This window comes from Paracoccus thiocyanatus (assembly GCF_900156255.1).
GTDB classification, from domain to species: domain Bacteria; phylum Pseudomonadota; class Alphaproteobacteria; order Rhodobacterales; family Rhodobacteraceae; genus Paracoccus; species Paracoccus thiocyanatus.
Genome location: NZ_FTMK01000010.1, coordinates 60,276 through 77,397, shown reverse-complemented (window position 1 = coordinate 77,397; position 17,122 = coordinate 60,276). Strand labels below are relative to the sequence as shown.

The following is a 17,122-nucleotide window of genomic DNA, read 5'->3' as shown; positions in this document are numbered from 1 at the left end:
CGGGCTTGGTCATGTCGTTCATTGGCCCCTGAACTCCGGCTTGCGCTTTTCCAGGAAGGCGGCGACGCCTTCGGCATAATCGGCGCTGCGGCCGGCCTGTTGCTGGCAGTCGCGCTCGATCTCCAGGTGATCGTCCAGGCTGGTGGTGGCGGCGGCCTGGATCAGCCGCTTGGTCAGGCCCAGGCCCAGCGTCGGCCCGGCGGCCAGCGATTTTGCCAGCGCCAGCGCCTCGTCCATCAGCGCCGCATCCTCGACCGCCTTCCAGATCAGGCCCCATTCGGCGGCCTTTTCGGCCGGCAGCGGCTCGGCCGTCAGGGCCAGGGCCTTGGCGCGCGGCTCGCCCAGGATGCGGGCCAGCGACCAGGAACCGCCGGCATCCGGCACCAGCCCGATCCTGGCGAAAGCCTGGATGAAGCGCGCCGATTTCGCCGCCAGCACGATGTCGCAGGCCAGGGCGATATTCGCCCCGGCCCCGGCGGCGACGCCGTTGACCGCGCAGACCACCGGCTTTTCCAGCGACCGGATCAGCCGCAGGGTCGGATTGTAGAACGTATCCAGCGTATGGCCCAGGTCCACGGCCTGGCCGCCCTTGCGCGGGTCGCGGTCGCCCAGGTCCTGCCCGGCGCAGAACCCGCGCCCGGTCCCGGTCAGCAGCACGGCGCGCACCGCCGCGTCGTCATGGGCGCGCTGGAATGCGGCGCGCAGCGCCAGATGCATCTGATCGTTGAAGGCATTCAGCTTGTCCGGGCGATTGAGCGTCGCCACCAGCACGCCATCGGCAAGCACCGTCAGGACGGTTTCCGTCATCGGTAGAACTCCCATGCCCCGGCCTATGGGGCTCCCTGAAAATTTTTGTTGCATAGACCGACCGGCCGGTCAATGATAATCTGGCAAGGTGAAGGGGGAACGCCGTGACAGAATTTTTCGACAAGCATCAGGCCCTTTTGGACCGCGCGCTGGAGGCCCTGCGCCAGCGCGCATTCTGGAGCCCCTTCCCCGAAATTCCAAGCGGCAAGACCTATGGCGAAACCGCGCGCGAGGACGGGCTGGCCGGGTTCCAGGCGCTGCGCGACGGCGATTTCGACCTGCCCGGCCACCCGAATCAGCGCCGGCTTGGCGCCGAGGTCTCGCCCTTTGGCGGCGCGCTGGGGATCACCTATCCGGCCTGCGATGCCGCGACGCTGATCGCGGCCGCGCAGGCGGTCGCCCCGGCCCTGGCCGCGGCCAGCGCCAAGGCGCGGGTCGGCGTCTGCCTGGAGGCGCTGGCGCGGCTGAACCGCATGAGCTTCCTGCTGGGCCATGCCACCATGCACACCACCGGGCAGGCCTTCGCCATGGCCTTCCAGGCGGGCGGCCCCCATGCGCAGGATCGCGGGCTGGAAGCGGTGGCGATGGCCTGGGACGAGATGACCCGATTCGCCCCGCAGGCGCGCTGGGAAAAGCCGCAGGGCAAGGCGGCGCCGATCCTGCTGGACAAGCATTGGAGCATCGTGCCCGCCGGCCTGTCGCTGGCCATCGGCTGCAACACCTTTCCGACCTGGAACAGCTATTCCGGCATCTTCGCCAGCCTCGCCACCGGCAATCCGGTGATCGTCAAGCCGCATCCCGCCGCCATCCTGCCCCTGGCGCTGACCGTGCGGGTCTTGCGCGAGGTGCTGGTTCAGGCCGGGCTGCCCGCCGATTCGGTGCTGCTGGCCGTGGACGAGCGCGGGGCCGAGATCACCCAGGACCTGGCCACCGATCCGGCGGTGCGGCTGATCGACTATACCGGCTCGGCCGCCTTCGGCGACTGGCTGCGCGGCCATGCGACGCAGGCGCGGCTGTTCACCGAAGAAGCGGGGGTGAATACCGTCACCATCGCCGCGACCGACGATTTCGCCGGCATGTGCGACAATCTGGCCTTTTCGCTGGCGCTTTATTCCGGGCAGATGTGCACCGCGCCGCAGAACATCTATGTGCCGGAAGCCGGCATCGACACCGATCAGGGCCACAAGAGCTTTGACGAGGTCGGGCTGGCCCTGGCCGCGGCCATCGACGCGCTGCTGGCCGACCCGGCCCGCGCGGCGGGCATCTGCGGCGCCATCGCCAATCCGGCGACGCTGGAGCGGGTGCAGCAGGCGCGGACCCTTGGCCGGGTGCTGCGCGATTCGGCGCCCGTGGGGCAGGGGCGCACCGCCGGGCCGCTGCTCTTGGCGCTGCGGGACGGCGATCCGGCCTGCGAGCGGGAATGCTTCGGCCCCGTCGCCTTTGTCATCGCGGTCGCTGATGCCGATACCGCCATCGCCCGCGCCACCGACCTGGCGCGGCGCAAGGGCGCGATCACCGCCGCGCTTTACGACCGGGACGAGGCGCGCATCACCCGCGCCGCGCAGGCCTTTGCCGCGGCCGGCGTCAACCTGTCGGTCAACCTGACCGGCAATATCTATGTCAACCAATCGGCGGCCTTCAGCGATTTCCACGTCACCGGCGCCAACCCGGCCGGCAATGCCTGCCTGACCGACACCGCCTTTGTCGCCAGCCGGTTCCGGCGCGCCATGTGGCGCCGGCCCGCGGCGGCCTGACCCAAGTCAACTGGTTCTCTGGGAGGAGACACATATGAAAAAGACCCTGACGACGACCGTTCCGGCCGCGCTGGTCGCGCTTGGCCTGGCCTCGGCCGCCAGCGCGGAAATCAGGCTGGGCGCCTCGGTTTCCGCGACCGGCCCCGCTGCCTTCCTGGGCGACCCCGAGGCCAAGACGCTGGAGATGCTGGTCGAGGAACTGAACGCCAAGGGCGGCATCAACGGCGAAGAAATCGCCTTGGTGCTTTACGACGACGGCGGCGACGCCAACAAGGCGCGCACCTTCGCCACCCGCCTGATCGAGGATGACGAGGTGCAGGCGATCATCGGCGGCACCACCACCGGCACCTCGATGTCGATCCTGTCGGTGGCCGAGGATGCGGAAATCCCCTTCATCTCGCTGGCCGGCGCCATCGACATCATCCAGCCGGTCAAGCCCTTTACCTTCAAGACCCCGCATACCGACCGCATGGCCTGCCAGAAGATCTTCGAGGACATGCAGAAAAGCGGCATCCAGAAGATCGGCATGATCTCGGGCACCGACGGGTTCGGCGCCTCGATGCAGGCGCAATGCAAGGACGTGGTCGGCGAATACGGCATCGAGATCGCCGCGGACGAGACCTATGACCCCAAGGACGCCGACATGACGGCGCAACTGACCAAGATCCGCAACGCCGATGGCGTGCAGGCGGTGCTGAACCCCGGCTTTGGCCAGGGCCCGTCCATCGTGACCCGCAACTATCGCCAGTTGGGGATCGAGCTGCCGCTTTACCAGTCGCATGGCGTCGCCTCGGACGGGTTCATCGAACTGGCCGGCAAGGAAGCGGCCGAGGGCGTGCGCCTGCCCGGCACCGCGCTGCTGGTCGCGGACCTGTTGGCCGAGGACGATCCGCAAAAGCCGGTCGTGACCGCCTACAAGGCCGCCTATGAAGGCAAGTTCAACGAGCCGGTCGGCACTTTCGGCGGCTATGCCCATGACGGCTTTGCGCTGCTGGTCGATGCGGTGACGCGCGCCGGTTCCGCGGAACCGGCCGCCATCCGCGACGCGCTGGAACAGACCGCCGGGCTGGCGGGCACGACCGGCATCTATGCCATGTCGCCCGATAACCATCTGGGCCTGGACCTGTCGGCATTCCGCATGCTGGAGGTCAAGGACGGCCGCTGGTCCATCGTCGAATGAACCCGCGCGGTCCCCGCCCTGGGGACCGCCTCCGCCCGCTCGGGAGAGCCCAGCCAGAGAGCCTTGGCATGTCTGAACTTCTGCAATTCCTGTTTTCAGGGCTGACGGTGGGCGCGGTCTATGCGCTGGTCGCCCTGGGTTTCACCATCATCTACAACGCCTCGGACGTGGTGAACTTCGCCCAGGGCGAGTTCGTCATGCTGGGCGGCATGGTCACATGGTTCGGCCATGCGGCCGGGCTGCCGCTGCCCCTGGCGGCGCTGGTCGCCATCCTGGCCACCGCCGCGCTGGGGGTGGCGATCAACAAGCTGGCCATCGAGCCGGCGCGCGGCGCGCCGGTCGTGTCGCTGATCATCATCACCATCGGCGCCTCGGTCTTTCTGCAAGGCGCGGCGCAACTGGTCTTTGACAAGCAGATCCACAGCTTCCCGGCCTTTTCGGGCGACACGCCCTTGCGCATCGGCGGCGCGACCATCCAGCCGCAAAGCCTGTGGGTGATCGGCGGCGCGCTGGTGGTCTTTGCCGGGCTGTGGCTGTTCTTTACCCGCACGCTTCTGGGCCGGGCGGTGCTGGCGACCTCGAACAACCGGCTGGCGGCGCAACTGGTCGGCATCAACACCAATTTCGTCATGACGCTGTCCTTTGCGCTGTCGGCTGGGATCGGGGCGCTGGCCGGGGTGCTGGCGACGCCGATCACGCTGACCGCCTATAATGTCGGCATCGGCTTCGCGCTGAAGGGCTTTGCCGGCGCCATGCTGGGCGGCATGGGCAACCCCAAGGGCGCGCTGGCCGGCGGCTTCCTGATCGGGCTGATCGAGGCGCTGACCGCGGGCTACCTGTCCTCGACCTACAAGGAGGCGGCGGCTTTCGTGGTGATCCTGCTGGTGCTGTTCTTCATGCCGCAGGGCCTGTTCGGCCGCAAATCGACGGAGCGGGTGTGATGCCAAGACTGACCGCCAAATCCGCCACTTTGCTGGTGCTGGCCGCGCTGATCGCGGTGACGCCGTTCTTCTTTCCGTCCGGCTATTACTACCGGGTCGGCGCGCTGATCTTCGTGAACGGGCTGGCCGTGACCGGCATCGTGATCCTGACCGGCTATGCCGGGCAGATCAGCCTGGGCCATGCCGGTTTCGCCGGCATCGGCGGCTATGCCTGCGCGCTTGCGCCGACGCATCTGGGCCTGCATCCGTCGCTGGCAGGGGTGCTGGGCGCGGTGATCTCGGCCGTGCTGGCCTATCTGGTCGGGCGGCCGATCCTGCGGCTGCGGGGCTATTACCTGGCCGTCGCCACGCTGGGCTTCGGCATCCTGGTCGCCATGGTGCTGAACAACGAACGCGCACTGACCGGCGGGCCGGACGGCATCGCCGTGCCGGAACTGGGCCTGCGCGGGCTTTTGAAAGACTGGGGGCTGGACCTGACCAACGGCCAGTTCTGGTATTTCTTCTGCGGCATCGTGCTGCTGATCGGTGCCTGGATCGCGCTGAACCTGCACCAAAGCCCCGGCGGCCGGGCGCTGCGGGCGCTGCACGGGTCGGAAATCGCCGCCGGCACCGTTGGCATCGACGTGGCGCGGGTCAAGCTGCAAGCCTTTGTCATCTCGGCGGTCTATGCCTCGGTCGCGGGGTCGCTGGTGGCGCTTCAGAACAAGTTCATCACCCCCGACATCGCCGGCTTCATGCATTCGATCGAGATGGTGACGATGGCCGTCCTGGGCGGCGCGGGTTCGGTCCTGGGCGCGATCTTTGGCGCCGGCATCCTGACGCTGCTGCCGCAGGTGCTGACGGTGCTGGCGGAATATGAACAACTGGTGCTGGGCCTGGTGATGATGCTGGTGATGATCTTCCTGCGCGAGGGGCTGTTGCCTTCGGTCCTGCGCAAGCTGCGGGGGAGGGGCGAATGACGCTGCTTTCGGTCGAAGGTCTGGGCATCGGCTTTGGCGGCATCAAGGCCGTGCATGATGTCAGCTTCAAGGTCGCGCCGGGCGAGATCGTCTCGGTCATCGGCCCGAACGGCGCCGGCAAGACCACGCTGTTCAACATGATCTCGGGCGTCTATCAGCCCGGATCGGGCCGCGTCGTGCTGGAGGGCGAGGACGTGACCGGCATGGCGTCGTTCCGGCTGGCGCAGCGGGGCATGTCGCGCACCTTCCAGAACCTGCAAATCTTCCAGAACATGACGGTGCTGGAAAACGCCATCTCGGGCTTTCACTTGCAGGAAAGGGGGCCGGTGCTGGCGGACCTGCTGCACCTGCCGTCATCCCGCCGCCGGGCGCGGGCGGCCGAGGCGGGGGCGCGCGAACTGCTGGCCCGCGTCGGGCTGGAGCGCGCGGCCGACCGCGAGGCGGGGAACCTCTCCTATGGCTCGCTCAAGCGGCTGGAGATCGCCCGCGCGCTGGCGATGCGGCCCAAGGTCTTGCTGCTGGACGAACCCGCGGCGGGCTGCAACGCCGTCGAAACCGAGGAAATCGACCACCTGATCGCCGAGGTCGCGGCATCCGGCACCGCCATCCTGCTGGTGGAACATGACATGAAGATGGTCATGCGCATTTCCAGCCATATCGTGGTGCTGGACCATGGCGAAAAGATCGCCGAGGGCGCGCCGGCCGAGGTCAGCCGCAACCCGGCGGTGATCGCCGCCTATCTGGGAACCGAGGAGGGTGCCGATGCTGACGGTTGAGGGCTTGCGCTCGCGCTATGGGCGCATCGAGGTCTTGCACGGCATCGACCTGCATGTCGATTCCGGCGAGATCGTCACCGTGGTCGGCGCCAATGGCGCGGGCAAGACCACGCTGCTGCGCTGCCTGTCGGGGGTGCAGCCGGTCTCGGCCGGGACCATCACCTTTCGCGGCGAGCCGCTGACCCCGGTGCCGGCCTATCGGCGGCTGGCCCGCGGTCTGGCGCAATCGCCCGAGGGGCGGCAGATCTTCACCAACCTGACGGTCGAAGAGAACCTGCGCCTTGGCGCCTTTCTTTACAGCGACGCGCGGGTCGAGACGGATATGGAAGACGCCTTCCAGATGTTTCCGATCCTGCGGGAAAAGCGCAACCTGGCCGCCGGGGGCCTGTCGGGCGGCCAGCAGCAGATGCTGGCCATGGCGCGGGCGCTGATGGGCCGGCCGTCCTGCCTGCTTCTGGACGAGCCGTCGATGGGCCTGGCGCCGATCATCGTAAGCCAGATCTTCGACGTAGTCAGCGGGCTCAAGGCGCTAGGCGTGACCGTGCTGCTGGTGGAACAGAACGCCTTCGGCGCGCTGAAGATCGCCGACCGCGGCTATGTGATGGAGACCGGCCAGATCACCATGCAGGGACCGGCCGAGGAGCTGATCGCCGATCCGCGCATCCGCGAAGCCTATCTGGGGATATGAGGACATGACCGTAACCATCGACCGCCAAGGGGAAATCGCCACCGTCACCGTGGACAACCCGCCCGTCAACGCGCTGTCCGCGGCGCTGCGGCAGGGGCTGTGGGACGCGGTGGCGACGCTGGACGCGGACGCATCGGTCGCGGCGGTGGTGCTGGTCTGCGCCGGCCGCACCTTTATCGCCGGGGCCGATGTGACCGAATTCGGAAAGCCCCCGGTTCCGCCGCATTTGCCCGACCTGGTGGACCGGATCGAGGCGGCCGCGAAGCCCTGGGTCGCGGCGATCCACGGCTCGGCGCTTGGCGGCGGGCTTGAGGTCGCGATGGGCTGCCGGTTCCGCGTGGCGGTCCCGGATGCCTGGCTGGGCCTGCCCGAGGTGGGCTTGGGCATCGTTCCCGGCGCCGGCGGCACGGTGCGCACGCCGCGCCTGCTGGGCGTTCCCGCCGCTGTGGACCTGGTGACGTCGGGCCGGCCCCTGCGCGCCGCGCAAGCCGCCGAGGCCGGGCTGGTCGATGCGGTGGTCCAGGGCGATCTGCTGGAAGGCGCCGTGGCCTTTGCCCGCCTGGCGCTGACCCGGCCCTTGCCCCAGCCCGTATCAACCCGGCCCATCGCCGCGCCCGATGCGGATTTCTGGGCCGAGCAGGAAAAGGCCGTCGCCAAATCCGCCAGGGGCGCCGCCGCGCCGCTGCGGGCGCTGGCCTGCCTGCGCAAGGCGGCCGAGGCGGATTTCGCCGATGCCATGGCCTTTGAGCGCCAGACCTTTCTGGACCTGCGCGGATCGGAGCAGGCGGCGGCGCTGCGCCACGTCTTCTTCGCCGAGCGTGCCGCGCCCCGCCCGGCAGCCCTGCGCGACGTGGAACCCTTGCCCCTGCGCCGCGCGGCGGTCATCGGCGGCGGCACCATGGGCGCGGGCATCGCCGCCGCCCTGCGCGACGCCGGCCTGCCGGTGGTGCTGGTCGAACGCGACGACGAGGCGGTGGCGCGCGGCATGGCCAATCTGCGCGGCATCTTCGACGGCGCCGTCCGACGCGGCAAGCTGACCGGGGCGCAGGCCGAAGACCGGCTGGCCGGCGTCACCGGGACGACCGACTACGCCGCACTGGCCGATACCGACCTGGTCATCGAGGCGGTGTTCGAGGAAATCGGCGTCAAGCGCGCCGTCTTCGACCGGCTCGCCGAAGCCTGCCGGCCGGATGCGGTGCTGGCGACCAATACCTCCTATCTCGACCCGCGCGCCATCGCCAAGGGGCTGCCGGGACCCGAGCGTTTCATCGGTCTGCATTTCTTCAGCCCGGCCAATGTGATGAAGCTTCTGGAGATCGTGCCGGTGCCCCAGACCTCGGACCGCACCCTGGCCACCGGCTTTGCCCTGGCGCGGGCGCTGAAAAAGATCCCGGTCCGCGCCGGCATTTGCGAGGGCTTCATCGGCAACCGCATCCTGAAACGCTATCGCACCGCGGCCGAGGCGCTGGTCCGCCAGGGCGTGGCCATTGCCGAAATCGACGCGGCCATGCGCGGCCATGGCTTTGCCATGGGCCCGTTCGAGGCGCAGGACCTGGGCGGGCTCGACATCGCCTATCTGCAACGCGAGGGCGCGCGGGCGGCCGGGCAGGCGGTGCCCGAGACGCTGGGCGATCTGCTGGTCCGCGCCGGCCGCAAGGGGCAAAAGACCGGCGGCGGCTGGTATGACTATGCGCCGGGCGAACGTCGCCCGCAGCCCTCGGCCATAGTGGCGGATCTGCTGGCGGGCAGCGTCGATCCCGGCCCGGCGATGGACCGCAAGGCGATTGCCGCGCATCTGGTGGCCGAGATGGCGGCCGAGGGGCAGGCGATCCTGGACCAGGGCATCGCTCAAACCCCGGCCGAGATCGACCTGGTGGAAATCCACGGCTACGGCTTTCCGCGCTGGCGCGGCGGGCCGATGTTTGCCACCGGCATCCGCGGCTAGGGGGCGGGGCGCGGGGCCGCGCCCTGCCGCTTCAGGCGGCGCAGCGCAGCCGGGTCGCGGCGGCCGCGGCCAGGTCCATCAGCAACGCGCGGCTTTCGTCCCAGCCCAGGCAGCCGTCGGTGATGCTTTGCCCATAGACCGGCACCTGGCCGGGCCGCAGGTCCTGGCGTCCCGCCACCAGGTTGCTTTCCAGCATGACGCCGCGGATGCGCGCCTCGCCCGCGCGGATCTGGGCCGCGACATCGGCAATCACCGCCGGCTGGCGCGCCGGGTCCTTGCCGCTGTTGGCGTGGCTGGCGTCAATGACGATGCCGGGATCGACCCCCGCCCTGGCCGCGGCCGCCGCCACCGCCGCGACATGATCGGCGTCGTAATTCGGCCCGGCATGGCCGCCGCGCAGCACGACATGGCAGGCATCGTTGCCGGTGGTGGTGGCGATGGCCGCCGCCCCCTGGGCGGTGATCGCCGGGAAGCTGTGGGGTTGCGCGGCCGAGCGGATGGCGTCCAGCGCCACCTGCACCCCGCCATCGGTGCCGTTCTTGAACCCCACCGGGCAGGACAGGCCCGAGGCAAGCTGGCGGTGGATCTGGCTTTCCGTGGTGCGCGCGCCGATGGCGCCCCAGGCGATCAGGTCGGCGAAATATTGCGGCAGGATCGGGTCCAGGAACTCGGTCGCCGCCGGCAGGCCCAGGCGGTTGATCTGCAAAAGCAGGCGGCGGGCCAGGGGCAGCCCGTCCTCGATCCGGTCGGTGCCGTCCAGATGCGGGTCGTTGATCAGCCCCTTCCAGCCGACGGTGGTGCGCGGCTTTTCGAAATAGACCCGCATGACGATTTCCAGCCGGTCCGACAGCGACTGGCGCAGCTCGGCCAGGCGCGCGGCGTAATCCAGCGCCGCTGCGGGGTCGTGGACCGAGCAGGGGCCGGCCACGACCAGCAGCCGGTCGTCGCGGCCCGACAGGATGGCGCGGATGGCGGCGCGGCTGTCCGTGACGGTGCGCGACACCGCCTCGTCCCGCGGCAGGGATGCGGCCAGGGCGGCGGGGGCGGGTAGGGGTCGCAGGGCGGCGATTCGCAGGTTCTCGGTCTGGGTGGGCATGGCTCTTTCTTTCTGCAAAGGGCCGGACCGGAAGCGCGTGGAATGAAGAAAGCCGCCGGTCTTGGGCCAGCGGCTTCGGGGGTTTTATCGCGCGGTCGCGCTACACCCGGCTCCGCTGGGACAGCGGAACCAATAAAACGAAACGGTGTGGGGCATTCGATGCGACATGGCCCATCCATATCCGCTGGCGCGCGGCCTGTCACGCCGATTCTTGCGTGCGGGCTTTGGCAGCGCCCGCGCCCCGTGCTACCCTGCCGCGCATGACCAGAAGGCAGCCTTTCACCGCAGGACCAGACGGGGCCGATGGGGACGGGCAGGGCGGCTCGCCCCCCTGCCTGGCCGCGCAGATCGCGCCGGATTATTTCGACCCGCTGGCGGTCGATGCAGGGCAGGCGCGTGACGTGGCGCGCTGGCGCAAGGCGCGGCGCGAGGAATTGCTGGCCCACCGCGCCCGGCTGGGCGTGGCCGAGCGGCAGGGCATCGCCGCCGCCATCGCCCGCGGCCTGGACGAGGTGCTGGCCGCGCATCTGCCCGATATCCGCGGCAAGGTGGTCGCCGGCTATTGGCCGATCCGCTCGGAACCCGATCTGCGCCCCTGGCTGGCCCGCCTGCATGATCGCGGCGCGCTTCTGGCCCTGCCCGAGGTCGAGCGCCGCGCAAGCCCGCTGGTCTTTCGCCCCTGGCATCCGGGCGCTTCGATGCGGCGCGGGCATTGGAACATCCCGGTGCCCGATACGGCGGACAGGCTTGTGCCCGATCTGGTGCTGGCCCCGCTGGTCGGCTGGGACGGCGCCGGCTATCGGCTGGGCTATGGCGGCGGCTATTTCGACCGCACCCTGGCCGCGTGCCAGCCCCTGGCGATCGGCACCGGCTTGCAGGCGGCGCGGCTGGCGACGATCTATCCCCAGCCCCATGACATCCGGCTGGCGGCCATCGTCACCGAAGCCGGGCTGCAATATGCCCCGCGCTGAAAATCCCGCCGCGGCCGCATCGTTTTCCGCGGCTGCGGCGTTAAGCGACAGCCGGGCAGGGCGGTGCCGGCAAGCAGAAAGGGAAAGCGGCGATGAGCAAGACGATCCTGGGCCTGGCCGGCAGCCTGCGGCAGGCATCCTTCAACGCCGGGCTTTTGCGCGCCGCGGCGGAACTGGCGCCGCAAGGGGCGCGCATCCAGATCGGCTCGATCCGCGAGGTGCCGCTTTACGACGGCGATGTCGAGGCGGAATCGGGCCTGCCCCAGCCGGTGCGCACGTTGCAAGCCCAGCTTGCAGCGGCGGACGGGCTGCTGATGGTGACGCCGGAATACAATAACGGCGTGCCGGGCGTGTTCAAGAACGCCATCGACTGGATGTCGCGCGGCGAGGGGGCGGCGATCTTTGTCGGCAAGCCGGTGGCGGTGATCGGCGCCTCGCCCAGCGGGTTCGGGACCACGCTGGCGCAGAGCCATTGGCTGCCGGTGCTGCGCACGCTCAAGGCGGCGCTGTGGACCGACGGGCGGCTGATGGTGTCGCGCGCGCAATCGCTGTGCGACGACCAGGGCAACCTGACCGACGACAAGACCCGCGCGCTTTTGCGCAAATTCGTCGAAGGCTTTGCCGCCAGCCTTTAGCGCCGGATGGCAAGCGCCGCCCGGCTTGTCCGGGCGCCTATTCGGCCGCGAAGGCGGTGGCGAATTGCCCGCACCAGTCGTTCGACTTGACCACCGGCCAGAAGCCCCGCGTATCCGCGTCTTTCTGGGTGACGGGCGGATTGGCGCGGCACAGGCCGGAATCGGAAAGCGTGCTGGCCGAATTGGCGACGTGATCTTCGTAAAAGGCGCAGGCGTTGCAGGCGGTCTTGGTCATGGCTGTGGCCCCTTGTCTGGCTGGCTTATGGCTGGCTGGCGGTTGCTTGGTGGCTGGCTGGCTGCATCATGCTGGCTGGCGACCTGGGCCGGGATATAGTCGCCACCCCGCGGGGTGTCAAGAAATATCTTGCAAAAACAAATAGTTGACAGAAGTTCTTGGTGTCTGTTTCCTGATGGGAACAGTCGGATTGCGCTTTTGCGTCCTGTGAAAAACGCTCGGGTAAGCCGCGCCGGGCCGCCTTGGGCGTCAAGAAAGCTTCACCTGAATGAACCAGAACCGTCACCCAGCCCCGCTATCAGCGCCGCAACCGCTTACGGAGAGCCGTCTTGCTTGCAGTCCAGAACGTCACCCGCGTCTTTTCCGGCCGCGCCGCCGTCGACGATATCAGCTTTGCCGTGGACGGCCCGGCCTTTGTCGGCATCATCGGCCGGTCGGGGGCGGGCAAGTCGACCTTTTTGCGGATGATGAACCGGCTGACCGACGCCACCGCCGGCCGCATCTGCGTCGAGGGGCGCGACATCCTGGCGCTGCGCGGCCGGGACCGCCGCGCCTGGCAAGGCCAATGCGCGATGATCTTCCAGCAGTTCAACCTGGTGCCGCGGATGGACGTGGTCTCGAACGTGCTGCACGGGCTGTTGAACCGCCGCCCGGCGTTGGCCACGCTGTTCAACCTGTGGCCGCGCGCCGACATCCTGCGCGCGCTGGAGATCCTGGACCGGCTGGGCATCGCCGAACAGGCGCCCAAGCGGGCCGAGGCGCTGTCGGGCGGCCAGCAGCAGCGCGTCGCCATCGCCCGCGCGCTGATGCAGGATCCCCGGATCATCCTGGCCGACGAGCCCATCGCCAGCCTTGACCCGATGAATGCGCAGATCGTCATGGACACGCTCAAGCGCATCAATGTCGAGGACGGGCGCATGGTCATCGCCAACCTGCACACGCTGGACACGGCGCGGCGCTATTGCGACCGGGTGATCGGCATGCGCGACGGGCGCATCGTCTTCGACGGCACGCCGGCGCAGCTTTCGACCGGCGTCGCCCGCGACATCTATGGCGCCGACCACAGCTTCAACGAGGCCGCGACCTCGACCGCCATTCCCGCCGATGCCATCGCCGATGCGGCCTATGCCGCGCGGCTGATGGCCTGACGGTCCCCGCAATATTCGCAACCCATGGAGAGACCATGAAACCGCTTGCCCTGGCGCTTGCCGCCGCCACCGCCACCGCCCTTACCTCGGCCGCCTCGGCCCAGCCGATCACCGGCTTCAACCTTGGCATCATGGGCGGCGAGAACGCGCAGGACCGCATGACCTCGAACGAATGCTACCGCGCCGCCATCGAGGCCGAGCTGGGCGTTCCGGTCAAGGTCTTTACCCCGGCCGATTACGACGGCGTCATCCAGGGCCTGCTGGGCGGCACGCTGGACATGGCCTGGCTGGGCGCCTCGGGCTATGCCAAGATCCACCTGACCGATCCCGAGGCGGTCGAGCCGGTGCTGACCAAGCAGAACATGGACGGCTCGACCGGCTATTACTCGATCGGCTTTGCCCGCAAGGACAGCGGCATCGCCTCGATCCAGGACGCCAAGGGCAAGTCCTTCGCCTTTGCCGAGCCGAACTCGACCTCGGGCTACCTGGTGCCGGGGGCCGAGCTGGCCGAGACCCATGGCAAGCTGGAGGATTTCTTTGGCCAGGTCCGTTTCGCGGGCGGGCATGAGCAGGCGATCATCGGCGTGGCCAACGGCGATTTCGACGCCGGCGTAAGCTGGGCCGACGGGCTGGGCGAATGGGAGGACGGCTATAACTCGGGCGCCTTCCGCAAGGCCGCCGATGCCGGGCTGGTCGAGATGAACGACCTGGTCGAGATCTGGAAGTCCAAGCTGATCCCGGAAGGGCCGATGGTGCTGCGCAAGGCGCTGCCGCAAGAGGTCAAGGACAAGCTCATCCGGCTGAGCGCCGACCTGCACGAGACCGACCGCGACTGCGCCTATGGCGTCGCGCATGGCGAGGCCATGGATTTTGTGCCGGTGACGCATGACGCCTATCTGGGCGTGGTCGCCGCCCGCAAGATGCAGGAAACGGCGCAGTAAAAGCGCCCCCGGCCGCGCCCGCAACGGCGCGGCCCATCTTCCATCCGCAGGTTTCCCATGGTCGATCTTACCCCCGGCGCGGCGCATCGCGACGCCTATCTGGAACTGGCGCGCCGCCGCCGCATGTATGGCGGGCTGTTGCTGGTGATCTTCGTCGCCATGATGGCGGCCGGGTTCCGGCTGGCGGAAAGCCGCAATGCCGGCGGCTTTGTCGATGGGCTGCCGATGGTCCTCGCCTTTCCGTCCGAGGTGCTGGCCGAAGCCTGGCAGAAGCGCGCGAACCTGCCGGGCCTGCTGGCCGAGCACCTGCCCTCGCTGGTCGAGACGCTGAACATCGCCGCCGTCTCGACGCTGATCGGCGGGCTGGCCGCCATGGGGCTGGCGCTTTTGTCCACGCGCGGGCTGGCGCGCTGGCCGCGGCTGACCGGGCTGTTTCGCCGGCTGATGGACGCGCTGCGCGCCGTGCCGGAAATCGTGGTCGCGCTGGTCTTGATCTATATCCTGGGCGGCGGGCCGGTGCCGGCGGTCATCGCCATCTCGCTGCATACCGCCGGCGCGCTTGGCAAGCTGTTTTCCGAAGTGGCCGAGAATGCCGACCTGAAGCCGGTCGAGGGGCTGGCCTCGGTCGGGGCCGGCTGGGGCCAGCAGGTCGGGCTGGGCGTGCTGCCGCAGGTGGCGCCGAACTGGCTGTCCTATGCGCTGATGCGGTTCGAGATCAACCTGCGCGCCAGCGCCATCCTGGGCTTCGTCGGCTCGGGCGGCATCGGCTACGACCTGAAGCTGGCGATGCAATGGGGCATGGGCCGCTATGACGAGGTGGTGGCGATATTCGCGCTGCTTTTCGTCGCCATCGTCGCCATCGACCGGCTGTCGGACCAGGCGCGCAGCCGGCTGGTAAGGGGCTGAACCATGACCGCAACCGCCACGCTGTCCCCCGCGCTGACCGATACCGTGCTGACCCGCTTTGCCCGCCGCCGGCTGGCAGCCTTTGCGGTGCCGCTGGCGATCCTGGCCTATCTGGCCTATGCCGCCATCGCCTTTGACCTGGCCGGGCTGGCGGGCCGGGCGCGGATGGACAATGCCGCCGTGCTGCTGGCGGATTTCTGGCAGCACAAGACCCATGTGACCCGCGACAACCGCTCGGGCGCGCTGCGCGTTGCCATCGACGGCGAGGCCAAGGGGGTCTATCCCGCCGACCGCCTGCCGGAATGGATCGCCACCCAGGACGACGCCACCCGCATCGACCTGGGCCAGGGCCATGTCGTCACCTATGACGCGCAAGGCGCGCGCTATGACGTGCCGGGTTACGGCCTGATCGACATCCGGCCCCAGGACGGCCGGCTGCGCCTGACCGCGCCCGAGCCGCTGCCCGACTGGATCAGCGCCTCGGCCAACCGGGTCAGCGTCACCACCCCGGCCGGCCGCTTTGCCTATACCCGCTCCAAGGTCGAGACCTTTCGCTATGAGCCGGGCTGGGCGCTGTTCTTCTTTACCCTGGACAGTCCGTTTCACTACATGAGCTGGCCCGAAATCGCCGCCAGCGCGCTTTGGGGTCCGCGCGTCACTCCCGACCTGCCCAACATCGCCGCCATGGCGCGCGATTTCTGGACCAATCCCATGTGGCGGCATGGCGACGTGATCTGGGCCATGTTCGAGACGGTGCTGATGGCCTTTCTGGGCACCTTCGGCGCGGCGATCCTGGCGCTGCCTTTGGCCTTTATGGCGGCGCGCAACATGATGCCGCTGGGCGCGCTGCGTTTCGGGCTGCGGCGGGTCTTCGACTTCATCCGCGGCGTCGATGGGCTGATCTGGACCATCGTGCTGGCCCGCGCCTTTGGTCCCGGACCCATGACCGGCGCGCTGGCGATCCTGCTGACCGATACCGGAAGCTTCGGCAAGATGTTCTCGGAAGCCTTGGAAAACATCGACGAAAAGCAGGTCGAGGGGATACGCTCGACCGGGGCGGGCGCCGTGCAGCGCGCGCGTTTTGGGGTGATCCCGCAGGTGACGCCGGTGCTGCTGAGCCAGGTGCTGTATTTCCTGGAATCCAACACCCGCGGCGCCACGGTGATCGGCGCCATCGTCGGCGGCGGCATCGGCCTGTTGCTGACCCAGGCGATCCAGACCCAGAAGGACTGGGAGGACGTGGCCTATTACATGGTGCTGATCGTGCTGATGGTGATGGCGATGGACAGCTTTTCAGGCTGGCTGCGCCGCCGGCTGATCAAGGGCTAGCAGCCGTCGGGGGCGCGCAGGCTTAGCGTCACCCGGTCGCCGGAAAACCAGGTGGTGCCGTATTCGACCGGCACGCCGCCCGCATCCACGTTCACCGCGACCGAGCGCAGCACCGGCGCGCCCTGGGGCAGTTCCAGCGCCAGCGCCATCACCGCGGGCGCCAGTTCCGCGGTCAGCCGGGTCGAGGCGCGGGTGTAGTCCCTCAGCCCGCATTCCGCCAGCGCCGCCGTGACCGAGGGGATCGCCGCCACATGCCGCAAAAGCTCGGGGAAGCGCCCGGCATCGAAGACCGAGCGGAAGGCGGCGACCGGCTGGCCATCGACCAGCGACACGCCTTCGACCACATGCACCGGGCTGCCGGGGGCAAGGTGCAGCGCCTCGGCCTCGTCGGCATTGGCGGCGCGGGTTTCGGTCAGCGTCAGCCGGCGCGAAGGCGTGCGCCCCGAAGCGGTGACGTTCTGGTGAAACCGCACCCGCAGCCCCAGCGGGTAATCGGTCGGCCGCGCCGCGACAAAGACCCCCGCGCCGCGGCGCGAGCGCACCGTCCCGCTGTCGGCCAGCGCGGCCAGCGCGTGGCGGACGGTGTGGCGATTGACGCCGAAACGCGCGGCCAGCACCGCCTCGGACGGCAGCTTGTCGCCGGGATGGTAATGGCCCTCGGCGATCTCGCCGGCCAGCGTGTCGGCGATGGATTTCCAGATCGGATTGCGGGCCATGTTTCCCTGTCACCAAAAATTCACGCGCCCGGCCCTTGAGCCGAATCGGCGGGCAGGCTATCACTTGTCTAGTTGTATAGGAAACTAGACAAACC

At 68.9% G+C, this 17,122-nt stretch carries 17 protein-coding genes; 13 read left to right on the top strand and 4 right to left on the bottom strand.

The features are described from left to right. Positions 1-18: 18 nt before the first annotated feature. Positions 19-807, bottom strand: coding sequence for a 2-(1,2-epoxy-1,2-dihydrophenyl)acetyl-CoA isomerase PaaG (gene paaG, locus F3H32_RS09470; protein ID WP_149765666.1), 789 nt, complete (start codon positions 805-807; stop codon positions 19-21). A gap of 104 nt (positions 808-911) precedes the next feature. Here paaG and paaN point away from each other — a divergent pair, with 104 nt between their 5' ends. The 7 genes from paaN to F3H32_RS09435 all read left to right on the top strand — a co-directional run bounded on the left by paaN (position 912) and on the right by F3H32_RS09435 (position 9,050). Then, positions 912-2,561, top strand: a complete 1,650-nt coding sequence (gene paaN, locus F3H32_RS09465) for a phenylacetic acid degradation protein PaaN (protein ID WP_149765638.1) — start codon at positions 912-914, stop codon at positions 2,559-2,561. Positions 2,562-2,595: 34 nt separating this feature from the next. After that, entirely contained in the window at positions 2,596-3,741 is a 1,146-nt protein-coding gene (locus F3H32_RS09460; protein WP_149765637.1) for an ABC transporter substrate-binding protein, read from the top strand. A 68-nt stretch (positions 3,742-3,809) separates the two neighbouring features. After that, positions 3,810-4,682, top strand: a complete 873-nt coding sequence (locus tag F3H32_RS09455) for a branched-chain amino acid ABC transporter permease (RefSeq protein ID WP_149765636.1) — start codon at positions 3,810-3,812, stop codon at positions 4,680-4,682. Continuing rightward, on the top strand, positions 4,682-5,641 hold the full coding sequence (locus F3H32_RS09450; protein ID WP_149765635.1) for a branched-chain amino acid ABC transporter permease: 960 nt from the start codon (positions 4,682-4,684) through the stop codon (positions 5,639-5,641). Before F3H32_RS09455 ends, F3H32_RS09450 begins: the two co-directional genes overlap by 1 nt. Then, a complete protein-coding gene (locus F3H32_RS09445; protein WP_149765634.1) occupies positions 5,638-6,417 on the top strand; it encodes an ABC transporter ATP-binding protein in 780 nt (259 codons plus the stop codon). Before F3H32_RS09450 ends, F3H32_RS09445 begins: the two co-directional genes overlap by 4 nt. Beyond that, positions 6,404-7,105 (top strand): ABC transporter ATP-binding protein, encoded by a 702-nt coding sequence (locus F3H32_RS09440; protein WP_115756395.1) that lies wholly within the window; start codon positions 6,404-6,406, stop codon positions 7,103-7,105. Before F3H32_RS09445 ends, F3H32_RS09440 begins: the two co-directional genes overlap by 14 nt. A gap of 4 nt (positions 7,106-7,109) precedes the next feature. Then, on the top strand, positions 7,110-9,050 hold the full coding sequence (locus F3H32_RS09435) for a 3-hydroxyacyl-CoA dehydrogenase NAD-binding domain-containing protein (protein WP_149765633.1): 1,941 nt from the start codon (positions 7,110-7,112) through the stop codon (positions 9,048-9,050). A 31-nt stretch (positions 9,051-9,081) separates the two neighbouring features. Here the strand turns inward: F3H32_RS09435 and F3H32_RS09430 are convergent, their stop codons facing one another. Next, the gene (locus tag F3H32_RS09430) at positions 9,082-10,146 is read right to left on the bottom strand and encodes a 3-deoxy-7-phosphoheptulonate synthase (protein WP_149765632.1); all 1,065 of its coding nucleotides are present in this window, start codon (positions 10,144-10,146) and stop codon (positions 9,082-9,084) included. Positions 10,147-10,406: 260 nt separating this feature from the next. Here F3H32_RS09430 and F3H32_RS09425 point away from each other — a divergent pair, with 260 nt between their 5' ends. Both F3H32_RS09425 and F3H32_RS09420 read left to right on the top strand, forming a co-directional pair. Beyond that, a complete protein-coding gene (locus tag F3H32_RS09425; RefSeq protein WP_149765631.1) occupies positions 10,407-11,117 on the top strand; it encodes a 5-formyltetrahydrofolate cyclo-ligase in 711 nt (236 codons plus the stop codon). Between the two features lie 92 nt (positions 11,118-11,209). After that, positions 11,210-11,752, top strand: a complete 543-nt coding sequence (locus F3H32_RS09420; protein WP_149765630.1) for an NADPH-dependent FMN reductase — start codon at positions 11,210-11,212, stop codon at positions 11,750-11,752. 37 nt (positions 11,753-11,789) lie between these two features. On the opposite strand, the gene F3H32_RS09415 is transcribed toward F3H32_RS09420, so the two are convergent. Then, entirely contained in the window at positions 11,790-11,987 is a 198-nt protein-coding gene (locus F3H32_RS09415) for a hypothetical protein (RefSeq protein WP_115757223.1), read from the bottom strand. A 329-nt stretch (positions 11,988-12,316) separates the two neighbouring features. Between F3H32_RS09415 and phnC the strand changes: the two genes are divergently transcribed. The 4 genes from phnC to phnE (F3H32_RS09395) are packed head-to-tail and all read left to right on the top strand — an operon-like array spanning position 12,317 to position 16,311. Beyond that, entirely contained in the window at positions 12,317-13,135 is an 819-nt protein-coding gene (phnC, locus tag F3H32_RS09410; protein WP_149765629.1) for a phosphonate ABC transporter ATP-binding protein, read from the top strand. Positions 13,136-13,170: 35 nt separating this feature from the next. Then, positions 13,171-14,076 (top strand): phosphonate ABC transporter substrate-binding protein, encoded by a 906-nt coding sequence (gene phnD / locus F3H32_RS09405; RefSeq protein ID WP_149765628.1) that lies wholly within the window; start codon positions 13,171-13,173, stop codon positions 14,074-14,076. Between the two features lie 57 nt (positions 14,077-14,133). Continuing rightward, complete coding sequence (gene phnE / locus F3H32_RS09400; protein WP_149765627.1) at positions 14,134-14,982, top strand: phosphonate ABC transporter, permease protein PhnE; 849 nt, start codon at positions 14,134-14,136, stop codon at positions 14,980-14,982. Between the two features lie 3 nt (positions 14,983-14,985). Beyond that, positions 14,986-16,311, top strand: coding sequence for a phosphonate ABC transporter, permease protein PhnE (gene phnE, locus F3H32_RS09395; protein WP_149765626.1), 1,326 nt, complete (start codon positions 14,986-14,988; stop codon positions 16,309-16,311). Here phnE (F3H32_RS09395) and phnF read toward each other — a convergent pair. Further along, a complete protein-coding gene (gene phnF / locus F3H32_RS09390) occupies positions 16,308-17,027 on the bottom strand; it encodes a phosphonate metabolism transcriptional regulator PhnF (RefSeq protein WP_115757225.1) in 720 nt (239 codons plus the stop codon). The genes phnE (F3H32_RS09395) and phnF overlap by 4 nt on opposite strands. Between the last annotated feature and the right edge of the window lie 95 nt (positions 17,028-17,122).